We start from the raw sequence: 16335 nt of genomic DNA on the forward strand, positions 1-16335 counted from the left end.
GCGGTGGATTATATAGGCATAAAAGATAAATGAGATAGTATTTTCATCGGTGCGATATTGAACATTGATTTAAATAATAGGTTTGGCTTTGTTGTTTTTATTGTGAATGATATTTAATTTATGAATATATTAAGAAGAAGCCTTGTTTGGTTGCCTTAAATCGACAAAAGGCATTGAGGCGCTTCTGTGTAGTCTCTGACCTTATCTTAATTATTAATAAATACTATTTATTCTTTGTTTGTATTCATTGGGTTGATTATTAAGATGCCGTTCGTTGCTGTTGCAATCTGTTTGTCACCGTTAATTATTTGTTATCCACAGAGATATGGAATGCGATCTGCTGATGATTAAAATTGAAAAAGTAATTAATAAAAATGACATTAAGGCATTTATCGCTTTTCCGTCATCACTTTATCCCGATGATCCAAACTGGATACCCCCTTTGTTCATTGAACGCAGCGAGCATTTGTCGGCGAAGAATCCGGGGACGGACCATATTATCTGGCAGGCGTGGGTAGCAAAAAAAGCGGGGCAGATAGTCGGGCGGATTACCGCGCAAATCGATACCTTGCACCGCGAGCGTTACGGTGACGATACCGGTCATTTTGGCATGATTGACGCCATTGATGATCCGCAGGTTTTTGCCGCTTTGTTTGGCGCAGCGGAAGCATGGTTGAAGTTACAAGGTGCCAGTATGATCAGCGGGCCTTTCAGCCTGAATATCAATCAGGAAAGCGGATTACTGATTGAAGGTTTCGACACTCCGCCCTGTGCGATGATGCCGCACGGTAAACCGTGGTATGCCGCGCATATTGAACAATTGGGTTATCACAAAGGTATTGATTTACTGGCGTGGTGGATGCAACGAACCGATCTCACTTTCTCTCCGGCGCTAAAAAAACTGATGGATCAGGTACGCAAAAAGGTGACCATTCGTTGCATCAATCGTCAGCGGTTTGCTGAAGAGATGCAGATCCTGCGTGAGATTTTCAACTCTGGCTGGCAGCACAACTGGGGATTTGTGCCGTTTACCGAACATGAATTCGCTACCATGGGCGATCAACTAAAGTATCTGGTACCGGACGATATGATCTACGTCGCTGAGATTGGTTCTGCACCCTGCGCGTTTATTGTCGGCTTGCCGAACATCAACGAGGCGATTGCCGATCTGAACGGATCGCTCTTTCCCTTCGGCTGGGCAAAATTGCTGTGGCGCTTAAAAGTCAGCGGTGTGCGAACTGCGCGAGTGCCGCTGATGGGCGTGCGTGACGAGTATCAGTTCAGCCGCATCGGCCCGGTGATTGCGCTGTTATTGATTGAAGCCTTACGCGATCCGTTTGCTCGCCGGAAGATCGATGCGCTGGAAATGTCATGGATCCTCGAAACCAATACAGGCATGAATAACATGCTGGAACGCATTGGAGCGGAGCCGTACAAGCGTTACCGATTGTATGAAAAGCAGATTTAATACCAGATCCCATTAAGCGCACGGACGGTCATTCGGGAGAGTGTATAGATGAACAGATTTAACATCAGATCCTATTAAGCGCAGGGGCGGTCCCCTCGCCCCTCAGGGAGAGGGTTAGGGTGAGGGGGAAAACTCGGCTCACATTCCCCCCTTGTTCATCTCCAGTGGCACCGCCGAGCGAATCAAATGGTGGCCTTCCAGTTCGATATCGTGGAGATTCTTTTTCACGGTCCGCACATGATCACGTGCGGCGCGCTGGGCGACGTGCGGCAGTCGCTGCAACACCGCGTTGTAGATCCGCGCATGTTGGCGATCGATCTGCTTTTTTTGCTGTGGTCGATGGTAGAGATTATTTACGCTGGCAAACACTGAATTAAACATCAGATCGGTCAATGATTGCAGCGTAAAAACTAGCACCTGATTGTGGGAAGCCTGACAAATGGCAAGATGGAAAGCATGATCCAGCTGCGCGTGTTCGATCAGCGAAATTTCTTTGTTGTTTTCACTGGCGGCGAGCATTTTTTCATAACAGCGGGTTATCAAAACAAAATCCGCCTGGGTTCCCAGCGTAGCTGCCAACCTTGCCGATTCGCCTTCCAGCAATGCGCGAACGTCGAGTAGATCGTATAGCGTTCGCGGCTGTGTACTGAACAGATGGATCAGCGGGCTGGTGTCCTGCACGCGATTAAGGCGTGCGACACGAGAATCGCGCCCCTGTGCTGTTTCAATAATCCCGCGTCCGCGCAGCACGGTCAGCCCTTCACGCAGTGCGGAACGCGAGAAGCCGAGCTTTTCACACAGTCGACGCTCCGAAGGAAGCGGCTGACCGACCTTCAGCACGCCGTCGATAATTAACCGTTCGATACTCTCTGCAACCACTTCGCAAATAGGGCGACGTTCATCTTTCATTCCCGGACCTCGTGCACAGGTAGGACCAATTTTTCTGTTCTTGATTCGCAAAACACGCACATCACGTAAGTGATTATGTTACATCAATTTAACATTAAGTTAACCAAGGCAAGGTCACAGAGCTGGAAAAAAAATGGTCTGACCGGTAGCTAAAGAGATAGACGAAAACGAAAAGCCCGCTTAATAACTGTTCACAGAAGCAGCGCGCAAAAATCAGCTGCCACACAACACAACAAAGCGAACCCTACTCATGAGCATCTTGTACGAAGAGCGTCTTGATGGCGCTTTACCCGATGTCGACCGTACATCGGTACTGATGGCACTGCGTGAGCATGTCCCTGGACTGGAGATCCTGCATACCGATGAGGAGATCATTCCTTACGAGTGTGACGGGTTGAGCGCGTATCGTACGCGTCCATTACTGGTTGTTCTGCCTAAGCAGATGGAACAGGTGACGGCGATTCTCGCTGTCTGCCACCGTTTGCATGTACCGGTAGTGACCCGTGGCGCAGGCACCGGACTTTCTGGCGGTGCGCTGCCGCTGGAAAAAGGTGTGTTGTTGGTGATGGCGCGCTTTAAAGAAATCCTCGACATTAACCCCGTTGGTCGCCGTGCGCGTGTGCAGCCGGGCGTGCGTAACCTGGCGATCTCCCAGGCTGTTGCGTCGCATAATCTCTATTACGCGCCGGATCCTTCCTCACAAATCGCCTGTTCCATTGGCGGCAACGTGGCGGAAAACGCCGGGGGCGTCCACTGTCTGAAATATGGTCTGACCGTACATAATCTGCTGAAAATTGAAGTGCAAACGCTGGATGGCGAGACACTAACGCTGGGATCGGACGCGCTGGATTCGCCCGGTTTTGACCTGCTGGCGCTGTTCACCGGATCGGAAGGCATGCTCGGCGTGACCACCGAAGTGACGGTAAAACTGCTGCCGAAGCCCCCTGTGGCACGAGTTCTGTTAGCCAGCTTTGACTCAGTAGAAAAAGCCGGACTTGCGGTTGGCGACATCATCGCTAATGGCATTATCCCCGGCGGGCTGGAGATGATGGATAACCTGTCGATCCGCGCGGCGGAAGATTTTATTCATGCCGGTTATCCCGTCGATGCCGAAGCAATTTTATTATGTGAGTTGGACGGCGTGGAGTCTGATGTACAGGAAGACTGCGAGCGAGTTAACGACATCTTACTGAAAGCGGGCGCGACTGACGTCCGTCTGGCGCAGGATGAAGCGGAGCGCGTGCGTTTCTGGGCCGGTCGCAAAAATGCTTTTCCAGCGGTAGGACGTATTTCCCCGGATTACTACTGCATGGACGGCACCATCCCGCGCCGCGCGTTGCCTGGCGTACTGGAAGGCATTGCCCGTTTATCGCAGCAATATGATTTACGCGTTGCCAACGTCTTTCATGCCGGAGACGGCAATATGCACCCGTTAATCCTTTTCGATGCCAACGAACCCGGTGAATTCGCCCGTGCGGAAGAATTGGGTGGGAAGATCCTTGAACTCTGTGTTGAAGTAGGCGGCAGTATCAGTGGGGAACATGGCATCGGGCGCGAAAAAATCAATCAGATGTGCGCCCAGTTCAACAGTGATGAAATTACTACCTTTCATGCAGTCAAGGCGGCGTTTGATCCTGATGGTTTGCTGAACCCTGGGAAAAACATCCCCACACTGCACCGCTGCGCTGAATTTGGTGCCATGCACGTGCATCACGGTCATTTACCTTTCCCTGAACTGGAGCGTTTCTGATGCTACGCGAGTGTGATTACAGCCAGGCGCTGCTTGAGCAGGTGAATCAGGCGATTAGCGATAAAACGCCGCTGGTGATTCAGGGCAGCAATAGCAAAGCCTTTTTAGGTCGTCCTGTCACCGGGCAAGCGCTGGATGTGCGTTGTCATCGAGGCATTGTTAATTACGACCCGACCGAGCTGGTGATAACCGCGCGTGCCGGAACGCCGCTGGTGGCGATTGAAGCGGCGCTGGAGAGCGCGGGGCAAATGCTCCCCTGCGAGCCACCGCATTATGGTGACGAAGCCACCTGGGGCGGTATGGTCGCCTGCGGGCTGGCAGGGCCGCGTCGCCCGTGGAGTGGTTCGGTACGCGATTTTGTCCTCGGTACGCGCATTATTACCGGTACTGGAAAACATCTGCGCTTTGGTGGCGAAGTGATGAAAAACGTTGCCGGATACGATCTCTCGCGGTTAATGGCCGGAAGCTACGGCTGTCTTGGCGTGCTCACTGAAATCTCGATGAAAGTGTTGCCGCGACCGCGCGCCACACTGAGCTTGCGTCGGGAAATAAGCCTGCAAGAAGCCATGAGTGAAATCGCCCAGTGGCAACTCCAGCCATTACCCATTAGTGGCTTATGTTACTTCGACAATGCGTTGTGGATCCGCCTTGAAGGCGGTGAAGGATCGGTAAAAGCAGCACGTGAACTGCTGGGTGGCGAAGAGGTTGCGGGTCAGTTCTGGCAGCAATTGCGTGAACAACAACTGCCGTTCTTCTCATTACCGGGCACTTTATGGCGTATTTCCTTACCCACCGATGCGCCGATGATGGATTTACCCGGCGAGCAACTGATCGACTGGGGCGGCGCGTTACGTTGGCTGAAATCGACAGCCGATGACAATCAAATCCATCGCATTGCCCGCAACGCAGGCGGTCATGCGACCCGCTTTAGTGCCGGAGACGGTGGCTTTGCCCCGCTACCGGCTCCTTTATTCCGCTATCACCAGCAGCTTAAACAGCAGCTCGACCCTTGCGGCGTGTTTAACCCCGGTCGCATGTACGCGGAACTTTAAGGAGCAGGCTATGCAAACCCGGTTAACTGAAGAGATGCTTCAGAACGCGCGTGCGCTGGAAGCCGACAGCATCCTGCGCGCCTGTGTTCACTGTGGATTTTGTACCGCAACCTGCCCAACTTATCAGCTTTTAGGCGATGAACTGGACGGGCCGCGCGGGCGCATCTATCTGATTAAACAGGTGCTGGAGGGCAACGAAGTCACGCTTAAAACGCAGGAGCATCTCGATCGCTGTCTCACTTGTCGCAATTGTGAAACCACCTGTCCTTCTGGTGTGCGCTATCACAATTTGCTGGATATCGGGCGTGATATTGTCGAGCAGAAAGTGAAACGCCCACTGCCAGAACGAATGCTGCGCGAAGGGTTGCGCCAGGTTGTGCCGCGTCCGGCGGTCTTCCGTGCGCTGACGCAGGTAGGGCTGGTGCTGCGACCATTGTTACCAGAGCAAGTCAGAGCAAAATTGCCCGCTGGAACCATGAAAGCCAAACCGCGTCCGCCGCTGCGCCATAAGCGCCGGGTTTTAATGCTGGAAGGCTGCGCCCAACCTACGCTTTCGCCCAATACCAACGCGGCAACTGCGCGAGTGCTGGATCGTCTGGGGATCAGCGTGACGCCAGCTAATGAAGCAGGCTGTTGTGGCGCGGTGGACTATCATCTTAATGCGCAAGAGAAAGGGCTGGCGCGGGCGCGCAATAATATTGATGCCTGGTGGCCCGCGATTGAAGCAGGTGCCGAGGCAATTTTACAAACCGCCAGCGGTTGCGGCGCGTTCGTGAAAGAGTATGGGCAGATGCTGAAAAGTGATGCGTTGTACGCCGATAAAGCGCGTCGGGTCAGTGAACTGGCGGTCGATTTAGTCGAACTTCTGCGCAAGGAACCGCTGGAAAAACTGGCAATTCGCGGCGATAAAAAACTGGCCTTCCACTGCCCGTGTACCCTACAACATGCGCAAAAGCTGAACGGCGAAGTGGAAAAAGTGTTACTTCGTCTTGGATTTACCTTAACGGACGTTCCCGACAGCCATCTGTGCTGCGGCTCTGCGGGAACATATGCGTTAACGCATCCCGATCTGGCGCGCCAGCTGCGGGATAACAAAATGAATGCGCTGGAAAGCGGCAAACCGGAAATGATCGTCACCGCCAACATTGGTTGCCAGATGCATCTGGCGAGTGCCGGTCGTACCTCTGTGCGTCACTGGATTGAAATTGTAGAACAAGCCCTTGAAAAGGAATAACAAAATGAAAACTAAAGTCATTCTTAGCCAGCAAATGGCGAGTGCAATTATTGCCGCAGGTCAGGAAGAGGCGCAGAAAAATAACTGGTCTGTTTCCATTGCTGTTGCCGATGACGGCGGTCATCTGCTGGCGTTAAGTCGCATGGACGATTGCGCGCCGATTGCGGCTTACATCTCCCAGGAGAAAGCGCGTACCGCCGCGCTGGGGCGTCGTAAAACTAAGGGCTATGAAGAGATGGTGAACAACGGACGTACCGCGTTCGTGACTGCGCCGTTACTGACGTCGCTGGAAGGTGGCGTACCGGTTATTGTGGATGGGCAAATTATTGGTGCCGTGGGCGTTTCTGGTTTAACCGGAGCACAGGATGCGCAGGTCGCGAAAGCGGCAGCAGCGGTGTTGGCGAAATAAGCGAAAACGAGGAGATAAACAATGAGTCAAACCATAACCCAGGGCCGTTTACGCATTGACGCCGACTTTAAACGTTTTGTGGATGAAGAAGTTTTGCCTGGCGTGGAACTGGATGCTGCCGCGTTCTGGCGCAATGTTGATGAGATTGTTCACGATCTGGCGCCAGAAAATCGTCAGTTGCTGGCAGACCGCGATCGCATTCAGGCGGCGCTTGATGAGTGGCATCGCAGCAATCCGGGGCCGGTAAAAGATAAAGCGGCCTATAAATCTTTCCTGCGTGAACTGGGCTACCTGGTGCCACAGCCTGACCACGTTACGGTGGAAACCACGGGCATCGACAGCGAAATCACCAGTCAGGCGGGGCCACAGCTGGTGGTTCCGGCAATGAATGCTCGCTACGCGCTGAACGCGGCGAACGCTCGCTGGGGATCGCTGTACGACGCGCTATACGGCAGTGACATCATCCCGCAGGAAGGGGCGATGGTCAGCGGCTACGATCCGCAGCGCGGTGCGCTGGTTATCGCCTGGGTTCGACGTTTCCTCGATGAATCACTGCCGCTGGAAAATGGCAGCTATCAGGATGTGGTGGCGTTTAGCGTGGTCGACAAACAATTACGTATCCAGTTGAAAAATAGTCAAGAAAGCACGTTACGTACACCGGCACAGTTTGTCGGTTACCGTGGCGATGCCGCTGCGCCAACCTGCATTTTGCTGAAAAATAACGGCCTGCATATCGAGCTACAAATCGATGCCAACGGGCGGATTGGCAAAGACGATCCGGCGCACATCAACGATGTTATCGTCGAAGCGGCCATCAGTACCATTCTCGACTGTGAAGATTCGGTCGCAGCGGTTGATGCGGAAGATAAAATCCTACTGTACCGCAACCTGCTGGGCCTGATGCAGGGGACTCTGCAAGAGAAAATGGAGAAAAACGGTCGGCAAATCGTGCGTAAACTGAATGACGATCGTCAGTACACCGCCGCCGATGGCTCTGAAATTTCTCTGCACGGACGTTCGCTGCTGTTTATCCGCAACGTAGGTCATTTGATGACCATTCCTGTGATTTGGGACAGCGAAGGTAATGAAATTCCGGAAGGTATTCTTGATGGCGTCATGACTGGTGCGATTGCCCTCTACGACTTAAAAGTGCAGAAAAACTCGCGTACCGGCAGTGTTTATATTGTGAAACCGAAAATGCACGGTCCACAGGAAGTGGCTTTTGCCAACAAACTGTTTACCCGCATTGAGACAATGCTTGGTATGAAACCGAATACCCTGAAAATGGGCATTATGGATGAAGAACGCCGGACCTCGCTGAACTTGCGTAGCTGTATCGCTCAGGCGAGCAACCGCGTGGCGTTTATCAACACTGGCTTCCTCGACCGTACCGGCGATGAGATGCATTCGGTGATGGAAGCGGGCCCGATGCTGCGTAAAAACCAGATGAAATCGACGCCGTGGATCAAAGCCTACGAGCGCAATAACGTGCTTTCCGGCCTGTTCTGCGGGCTGCGCGGTAAAGCGCAAATCGGTAAAGGGATGTGGGCAATGCCGGACCTGATGGCAGACATGTACAGCCAGAAGGGCGATCAGTTACGCGCCGGGGCGAACACGGCCTGGGTTCCGTCGCCAACTGCCGCTACACTCCATGCGCTGCACTACCATCAAACCAACGTACAGAGTGTGCAAGCCAACATTGCCCAGACCGAGTTCAATGCTGAATTTGAACCGCTGCTGGACGATCTGCTGACCATTCCGGTTGCTGAAAACGCTAACTGGTCGGCACAAGAGATCCAACAAGAGCTGGATAACAACGTACAGGGGATTCTGGGTTACGTGGTGCGCTGGGTGGAGCAGGGGATTGGTTGTTCAAAAGTGCCGGATATTCACAACGTGGCGCTGATGGAAGACCGTGCAACGTTGCGTATCTCCAGCCAGCATATCGCCAACTGGTTACGTCACGGTATTTTGACCAAAGATCAGGTGCATGCGTCGCTGGAGAACATGGCGAAAGTGGTGGATCAGCAAAATGCTGGCGATCCGGCATATCGTCCGATGGTCGGGAATTTCGCTAACTCGTGTGCCTTTAAAGCTGCCAGCGATTTGATCTTCCTCGGCGTGAAACAGCCAAACGGTTATACCGAACCGTTATTACACGCCTGGCGTTTACGTGAAAAAGAAAGTCATTAATAGCATCAAAAAAGCCCCGGCAAGTTTTATTGTCGGGGCTATGATAGTAACTGCGGTAGTATATTTATCCCGGAAATAACCGGGGCGATTATCAGGGTTTAACAATATTAAATACCCGTAGCGCATCACTAGCGGGACTAAAACAACATTATGGACATCTTTACGATACTCTGCGCCTGTGTGTGCGGAACAGAAACCCTTACCCGATATACTTGTTATGCCAGAGGTAGCAATTGCGTTAGCGGCGTGCTGTTGCTGTAAAGTATAACGCCTATATTTTACAGTTCAGTCCTCTTTTGCTTATTACAAACCTTAAATATATCAAGTATATAAAGATAATAAGAGACTGAACAATATGGTTACCTGGACCCAAATGTATATGCCGATGGGAGGACTGGGGCTATCCGCTCTGGTCGCCCTGATCCCGATAATATTCTTCTTCGTTGCACTCGCGGTATTACGTCTGAAAGGGCATGTTGCTGGAGCAATAACCCTTATATTATCTATCCTGATTGCGATATTCGCCTTTAAAATGCCAATTGATATGGCATTTGCTGCTGCGGGCTATGGCTTTATTTATGGATTATGGCCTATTGCGTGGATTATTGTCGCGGCGGTATTCCTGTATAAATTAACCGTTGCCAGCGGGCAGTTTGATATTATCCGCAGTTCGGTTATCTCCATCACCGATGATCAGCGTTTGCAGGTGTTACTGATTGGTTTCTCCTTTGGCGCACTGCTGGAAGGAGCGGCTGGCTTTGGCGCGCCGGTGGCGATTACAGGCGCTCTGCTGGTGGGGCTGGGCTTCAAACCGTTATATGCGGCGGGGTTGTGTCTGATTGCCAACACTGCGCCGGTGGCGTTTGGTGCGTTGGGCGTGCCGATTCTGGTCGCTGGTCAGGTAACGGGAATCGATCCGTTTGATATTGGCGCAATGGCGGGACGTCAGTTACCGTTCCTGTCGGTTCTTGTGCCATTCTGGCTGGTGGCAATGATGGACGGTTGGAAAGGGGTGAAAGAGACCTGGCCAGCGGCGCTGGTTGCAGGGGGAAGCTTCGCTGTCACGCAGTTCTTTACCTCTAACTACATTGGTCCGGAACTGCCGGATATTACTTCGGCGCTGGTGAGTATTGTCTCACTCGCTTTATTCCTTAAAGTCTGGCGGCCGAAAAATACCGAAACGGCAATCAGCATGGGGCAATCCGCAGGTGCGATGGTGGTAAATAAGCCATCTTCTGGCGGTCCCGTGCCTTCAGAATATAGTCTGGGGCAAATCATTCGTGCATGGTCACCGTTTTTAATCTTAACGGTACTGGTTACCATCTGGACGATGAAACCATTTAAAGCGTTATTTGCTCCGGGCGGTGCGTTTTATTCGCTGGTGATTAATTTCCAGATCCCTCATTTGCATCAACAAGTGTTGAAAGCGGCACCCATTGTCGCCCAGCCAACGCCAATGGATGCGGTGTTTAAATTCGACCCCCTCTCTGCTGGCGGCACCGCTATTTTTATTGCGGCGATTATCTCTATCTTCATCCTCGGCGTGGGGATCAAGAAAGGTATTGGCGTCTTTGCCGAAACGCTAATTAGCCTGAAGTGGCCGATACTGTCGATTGGCATGGTGCTGGCGTTCGCCTTCGTCACCAACTATTCCGGTATGTCCACCACGCTGGCGCTGGTACTGGCGGGCACAGGCGTGATGTTCCCGTTCTTCTCACCGTTCCTTGGCTGGTTGGGTGTATTTCTCACGGGTTCGGATACGTCTTCTAACGCCCTGTTTGGTTCACTGCAATCAACGACGGCGCAGCAAATCAACGTCTCTGACACCCTGCTGGTGGCAGCAAACACCAGCGGTGGCGTGACCGGCAAGATGATCTCCCCGCAATCTATCGCCGTGGCCTGTGCCGCGACAGGTATGGTGGGTCGAGAATCTGAACTGTTCCGCTACACCGTGAAGCACAGTCTGATTTTTGCCAGCGTTATCGGCATTATCACCCTGCTGCAGGCGTATGTGTTTACCGGAATGTTAGTCTCGTAAATCAATAAAGCCGGATGATCGTTAATATCATCCGGCTTCATTCTTTGTTCATTACATTATTCTGTCTTATTAATTTAAAATCATTTCCTGCTTTATTATCTATACAGTAATAATGTATTGCATTCAGATAACATACTAAATAATTAAGGGTGTGAGAATATCTGTTTTTTTATCACGCAAAACAAGTCTGTATTAATTATGTTCGCTTGATGAGCAAACACCGTTCTATCTGTTGCTTTTGCAATCTAAATCGTTAAAACTATCAACGAATTTATATGGTTACGCTGTGAAAAGTTGTTGATTTTTTGTTTGTTGAAATTTCGTAAAAATAACCTGGCAGATATCGTATAGGGGATATTCTTATAGATTTCACCTGTTTTTCTATAAATGATGCCGTTTTCTTAAGAATGGAGGAAGTTATTAGAGAAAATAAAGCATAAAACTATTTTCCCAGTTACAAATTCTTTAATTTTATTTTGTCACTTGCGTTATTAATGAATAAGAAATTTAAATATAAAAAATCGCTTTTAGCGGCTATTTTAAGCGCAACCTTATTAACCGGTTGTGATGGCGGTGGTTCAGGATCGTCCTCCGATACGCCGTCTGTAGATTCTGGAGCAGGGACTTTGCCGGAAGTGAAACCCGATCCAATACCAACCCCGGAACCGACACCTGAGCCGACGCCGGACCCAGAACCTACACCAGACCCGACACCCGATCCAGAGCCGACACCAGAACCGGAGCCAGAACCTGTTCCTACGAAAACGGGGTATCTGACCCTGGGCGGAAGCCAGCGGGTAACTGGTGCTACCTGTAATGGTGAATCCAGCGACGGCTTTACCTTTACGCCAGGCAATACCGTGAGTTGTGTGGTGGGCAGTACGACCATTGCAACATTCAACACCCAGTCAGAGACTGCGCGTAGCCTGCGTGCGGTTGACAAAGTGTCGTTTAGCCTTGAGGACGCGCAGGAGCTGGCGGATTCTGCAAATAAGAAAACCAACGCCATCTCTCTGGTGACGTCCAGCGACAGTTGCCCCGCAGATGCAGAACAGCTTTGTCTTACTTTCTCGTCAGTGGTTGATCGCGCGCGTTTTGAAAAACTGTATAAGCAAATTGATCTGGCAACAAACGATTTCAGCAAGCTGGTCAATGAAGAGGTGGAAAACAATGCTGCGACTGATAAAGCGCCGTCCACCCATACCTCAACGGTAGTGCCAGTCACGACAGAGGGAACAAAACCGGATCTGAACGCGTCCTTCGTGTCGGCTAACGCGGAACAGTTTTATCAGTATCAACCAACTGAAATCATTCTTTCCGAAGGCCATCTGGTGGATAGCCTGGGGAACGGTGTTGCTGGCGTAGACTACTACACCAATTCAGGCCGTGGCGTAACTGACGAAAACGGTAAATTCTCCTTTAGCTGGGGCGAAACCATCTCCTTTGGTATCGATACCTTTGAACTGGGCTCAGTACGCGGCAATAAGTCGACTATTGCGCTGACTGAATTGGGTGATGAAGTTCACGGCGCGAATGTTGATCAGCTTATCCACCGCTATTCGAAAGCCGGACAAAATAATACCCGTGTTGTTCCGGACGATGTACGCAAGATCTTTGCCGAATATCCCAACGTCATCAACGAGATTATCAATCTCTCGTTATCCAATGGCGCGACGCTGGATGAAGGCGATCAAAACGTTGTGCTGCCTAACGAATTTATCGAGCAGTTTAAGACGGGTCAGGCCAAAGAGATCGATACCGCGATTTGTGCGAAAACCGACGGTTGTAACGAGGCTCGCTGGTTCTCGCTGACGACGCGCAATGTTAATGACGGCCAGATTCAGGGCGTTATCAACAAGCTGTGGGGCGTGGATACGAACTACCAGTCTGTCAGCAAGTTCCATGTATTCCATGACTCTACCAACTTCTATGGCAGCACGGGAAATGCGCGCGGTCAGGCGGTGGTGAATATCTCCAACGCGGCATTCCCGATTCTGATGGCGCGTAATGATAAAAACTACTGGCTGGCGTTTGGCGAAAAACGCGCCTGGGATAAAAACGAGCTGGCGTACATTACGGAAGCGCCTTCCATTGTGCAGCCAGAGAACGTTACGCGCGATACCGCCACCTTCAATCTGCCGTTTATTTCGCTGGGGCAAGTCGGTGAGGGCAAACTGATGGTTATCGGTAACCCGCACTACAACAGCATTTTGCGTTGCCCGAATGGTTACAGCTGGGCCGGTGGTGTTAATGATAAAGGTGAGTGTACGCTCAGCGGTGATTCAGATGACATGAAGCACTTCATGCAGAACGTACTGCGCTATCTGTCAAACGACATCTGGCAGCCAAATACCAAGAGCACAATGACCGTGGGTACGAACCTGGAAAACGTTTATTTCAAAAATCATGGCCAGGTTACGGGGAGCCGTGCTGCGTTTGGCTTCCATCCGGATTTCGCAGGTATTTCTGTTAAACATTTGACCAGCTATGGCGATCTGAATCCGGAAGAAGTTCCGTTGCTGATCCTCAACGGCTTTGAATATGTGACTCAGTGGTCTGGTGATCCCTATGCAGTGCCTCTACGTGCAGATACCAGCAAACCGAAGCTGAGCCAGCAGGATGTGACCGATCTGATAGCCTATCTGGACAAAGGCGGTTCGGTGCTGATCATGGAAAACGTGATGAGCAATCTTAAGGAAGAGAGCGCGTCTGGCTTTGTGCGCCTGCTTGATGCCGCAGGCCTGTCAATGGCACTGAACAAGTCGGTGGTGAATAATGATCCTCAAGGGTATCCGAACCGCGTTCGTCAGCAGCGCGCAACGGGCATTTGGGTCTATGAACGTTATCCTGCCGTAGACGGTGCGTTGCCATACTCCATCGATAGCGAGACAGGGGAAGTTAAGTGGAAATATCAGGTAGATAACAAACCTGATGACAAACCGAAACTGGAAGTTGCCAGCTGGCTGGAAGATGTAGATGGCAAACAGGAAACGCGCTATGCCTTTATTGATGAGGCGGAGTTTAAAACCAAAGAGTCTCTGGAGGCTGCAAAGGCAAAAATCTTTGAGAAGTTTCCTGGATTACAGGAGTGTAAGGACTCGGCATACCACTATGAGGTCAACTGCCTGGAATATCGTCCTGGCACGGGGGTTCCGGTTACTGGTGGCATGTATGTTCCGCGCTATACGCAACTGAATCTTGACGCCAACACGGCGAAAGCGATGGTGCAGGCTGCGGATTTAGGCACCAACATTCAGCGCCTGTATCAGCATGAGCTTTATTTCCGTACTAAAGGCAGTAAAGGTGAGCGTCTGAACAGCGTCGATCTGGAGCGTTTGTACCAGAACATGTCGGTCTGGTTGTGGAACGATACGGCTTATCGTTATGAAGAAGGCAAAAATGACGAGCTGGGCTTTAAAACGTTCACCGAGTTCCTGAACTGCTACGCTAACGATGCTTACGATGGTGGCACGCAGTGCTCCGCAGAGCTGAAACAATCGCTGATCGATAACAAGATGATCTACGGAGATAATACTGCCAAAGCGGGCATGATGAACCCGAGCTACCCGCTCAACTATATGGAAAAACCGCTGACGCGCCTGATGCTGGGCCGTTCCTGGTGGGATCTGAACATTAAAGTTGATGTCGAGAAGTACCCGGGAGCCGTATCGGAAGAGGGGCAGAACGTTACTGAAACCATCAGCCTGTACTCGAACCCGACCAAATGGTTTGCGGGTAACATGCAGTCTACTGGTCTGTGGGCACCGGCTCAGAAAGAGGTCACCATTAAGTCTTCGGCGTCAGTCCCAGTGACTGTTACCGTGGCACTGGCTGACGACCTGACTGGACGTGAGAAGCATGAAGTTGCGCTGAACCGTCCGCCAAGAGTCACTAAAACCTATTCTCTGGCGGCTAACGGTGAATTGACGTTCAAGGTGCCTTACGGTGGCCTGATTTATATCAAAGGCGACAGCAATGACAATGAATCTGCCACCTTCACCTTTACTGGTGTAGTAAAAGCGCCGTTCTATAAAGACGGTAAGTGGCAACACGATCTGAACTCCCCTGCGCCGCTGGGCGAGCTGGAGTCAGACGCTTTCATCTACACCACGCCGAAGAAGAATCTGAATGCCAGCAATTACACTGGCGGACTGGAGCAATTCGCTAAAGATCTGGATACCTTTGCCAGCTCGATGAATGACTTCTATGGCCGTGATAGCGAAAGCGGTAACCACCGGATGTTTACCTATAAAGCATTGACGGGGCATAAACATCGTTTCACCAACGATGTGCAGATCTCCATTGGTGACGCGCACTCTGGTTATCCGGTGATGAACAGCAGCTTCTCGCCGAACAGCACCACGCTGCCGACGACGCCGCTGAACGACTGGCTGATCTGGCATGAAGTAGGGCATAACGCCGCAGAAACGCCGCTGACTGTTCCAGGCGCGACCGAAGTGGCGAACAACGTGCTGGCGCTGTACATGCAGGATCGCTATCTCGGCAAGATGAACCGTGTTGCTGACGATATTACCGTTGCGCCGGAATATCTGGAGGAGAGCAACGGTCAGGCATGGGCGCGCGGCGGTGCGGGTGATCGTCTGCTGATGTACGCGCAGCTGAAGGAATGGGCTGAGAAAAACTTTGATATCACTAAGTGGTATCCAGAAGGTAACCTGCCTAAGTTCTACAGCGATCGTGAAGGGATGAAGGGCTGGAACCTGTTCCAGTTGATGCATCGTAAAGCGCGCGGTGATGAGGTTGGCGACAAAACCTTTGGCGGCAAGAATTACTGTGCTGAATCCAACGGTAACGCAGCGGACACGCTGATGCTGTGTGCCTCCTGGGTCGCCCAGACGGATCTTTCCGCATTCTTTAAGAAATGGAATCCGGGCGCGAATGCTTACCAGCTGCCGGGGGCGAGCGAGATGAACTTCGAGGGCGGTGTGAGCCCGTCGGCTTACGAGACGCTCGCGGCGCTTGGTCTGCCGAAACCGCAGCAAGGGCCGGAAACCATTAATCAGGTTACCGAGCATAAGATGTCAGCCGAGTAAGCCCGTAGGCCGGATAAGGCGCTTGCGCCGCATCCGGCATGAAATAAGGCGCACCGGGTCAACACATTTGCCCGATGCGCCAGCTTATCGGGCCTACAGACAGGGAAAGCCGTGATTATTTTCGCTGGCAGACACCCGTAGGCCGGATAAGGCGCTCGCGCCGCATCCGGCATAAAATAAGGCGCATTGGGTTAACACATTTGCCCGATGCGCAAGCTTATCGGGCCT

The 16335-nt window shown here is 51.6% G+C and carries 9 protein-coding genes; 8 read left to right on the plus strand and 1 reads right to left on the minus strand.

What is annotated here, in order from left to right; translation table 11 throughout:
• Nucleotides 1-325: 325 nt before the first annotated feature.
• Complete coding sequence (yghO, locus tag BEB42_RS05525; protein WP_001352942.1) at nt 326-1468, plus strand: protein YghO; 1143 nt, start codon at nt 326-328, stop codon at nt 1466-1468.
• Nucleotides 1469-1606: 138 nt separating this feature from the next.
• Here the strand turns inward: yghO and glcC are convergent, their stop codons facing one another.
• Nucleotides 1607-2377, minus strand: a complete 771-nt coding sequence (glcC, locus tag BEB42_RS05530; protein WP_001352943.1) for a transcriptional regulator GlcC — start codon at nt 2375-2377, stop codon at nt 1607-1609.
• Nucleotides 2378-2627: 250 nt separating this feature from the next.
• Between glcC and glcD the strand changes: the two genes are divergently transcribed.
• The 7 genes from glcD (at nt 2628) to sslE (ending at nt 16107) form a co-directional block, all read left to right on the plus strand.
• The gene (glcD, locus tag BEB42_RS05535) at nt 2628-4127 is read left to right on the plus strand and encodes a glycolate oxidase subunit GlcD (protein WP_000026098.1); all 1500 of its coding nucleotides are present in this window, start codon (nt 2628-2630) and stop codon (nt 4125-4127) included.
• Nucleotides 4127-5179: a glycolate oxidase subunit GlcE gene (glcE, locus tag BEB42_RS05540; RefSeq protein ID WP_000943039.1), complete on the plus strand. Its 1053-nt coding sequence runs from the start codon at nt 4127-4129 to the stop codon at nt 5177-5179. The genes glcD and glcE overlap by 1 nt, the downstream gene beginning before the upstream one ends.
• Before the next feature lie 10 nt (nt 5180-5189).
• Nucleotides 5190-6413 carry a glycolate oxidase subunit GlcF gene (gene glcF, locus BEB42_RS05545; RefSeq protein ID WP_001194807.1) on the plus strand — a complete coding sequence of 408 codons (1224 nt, stop codon included), beginning with the start codon at nt 5190-5192 and terminating at the stop codon, nt 6411-6413.
• A 4-nt stretch (nt 6414-6417) separates the two neighbouring features.
• Complete coding sequence (locus BEB42_RS05550; protein WP_105267206.1) at nt 6418-6822, plus strand: heme-binding protein; 405 nt, start codon at nt 6418-6420, stop codon at nt 6820-6822.
• Between the two features lie 21 nt (nt 6823-6843).
• Nucleotides 6844-9015 carry a malate synthase G gene (glcB, locus tag BEB42_RS05555; RefSeq protein WP_000084047.1) on the plus strand — a complete coding sequence of 724 codons (2172 nt, stop codon included), beginning with the start codon at nt 6844-6846 and terminating at the stop codon, nt 9013-9015.
• Nucleotides 9016-9370: 355 nt separating this feature from the next.
• Nucleotides 9371-11053, plus strand: a complete 1683-nt coding sequence (glcA, locus tag BEB42_RS05560; RefSeq protein WP_000259279.1) for a glycolate permease GlcA — start codon at nt 9371-9373, stop codon at nt 11051-11053.
• A 494-nt stretch (nt 11054-11547) separates the two neighbouring features.
• Complete coding sequence (gene sslE, locus BEB42_RS05570) at nt 11548-16107, plus strand: lipoprotein metalloprotease SslE (RefSeq protein WP_001034573.1); 4560 nt, start codon at nt 11548-11550, stop codon at nt 16105-16107.
• The last annotated feature ends 228 nt before the right edge of the window (nt 16108-16335 follow it).

It is taken from the genome of Escherichia sp. MOD1-EC5990 (genome assembly GCF_002965285.1).
Taxonomy (GTDB): Bacteria; Pseudomonadota; Gammaproteobacteria; order Enterobacterales; family Enterobacteriaceae; genus Escherichia; species Escherichia coli_F.

Coding starts and splice junctions, on each gene's coding strand:
- yghO (WP_001352942.1), top strand. CDS start 326: ATGGAATGCGATCTGCTGATGATTAAAATTGAAAAAGTAATTAATAAA.
- glcC (WP_001352943.1), bottom strand. CDS start 2,377: ATGAAAGATGAACGTCGCCCTATTTGCGAAGTGGTTGCAGAGAGTATC.
- glcD (WP_000026098.1), top strand. CDS start 2,628: ATGAGCATCTTGTACGAAGAGCGTCTTGATGGCGCTTTACCCGATGTC.
- glcE (WP_000943039.1), top strand. CDS start 4,127: ATGCTACGCGAGTGTGATTACAGCCAGGCGCTGCTTGAGCAGGTGAAT.
- glcF (WP_001194807.1), top strand. CDS start 5,190: ATGCAAACCCGGTTAACTGAAGAGATGCTTCAGAACGCGCGTGCGCTG.
- BEB42_RS05550 (WP_105267206.1), top strand. CDS start 6,418: ATGAAAACTAAAGTCATTCTTAGCCAGCAAATGGCGAGTGCAATTATT.
- glcB (WP_000084047.1), top strand. CDS start 6,844: ATGAGTCAAACCATAACCCAGGGCCGTTTACGCATTGACGCCGACTTT.
- glcA (WP_000259279.1), top strand. CDS start 9,371: ATGGTTACCTGGACCCAAATGTATATGCCGATGGGAGGACTGGGGCTA.
- sslE (WP_001034573.1), top strand. CDS start 11,548: ATGAATAAGAAATTTAAATATAAAAAATCGCTTTTAGCGGCTATTTTA.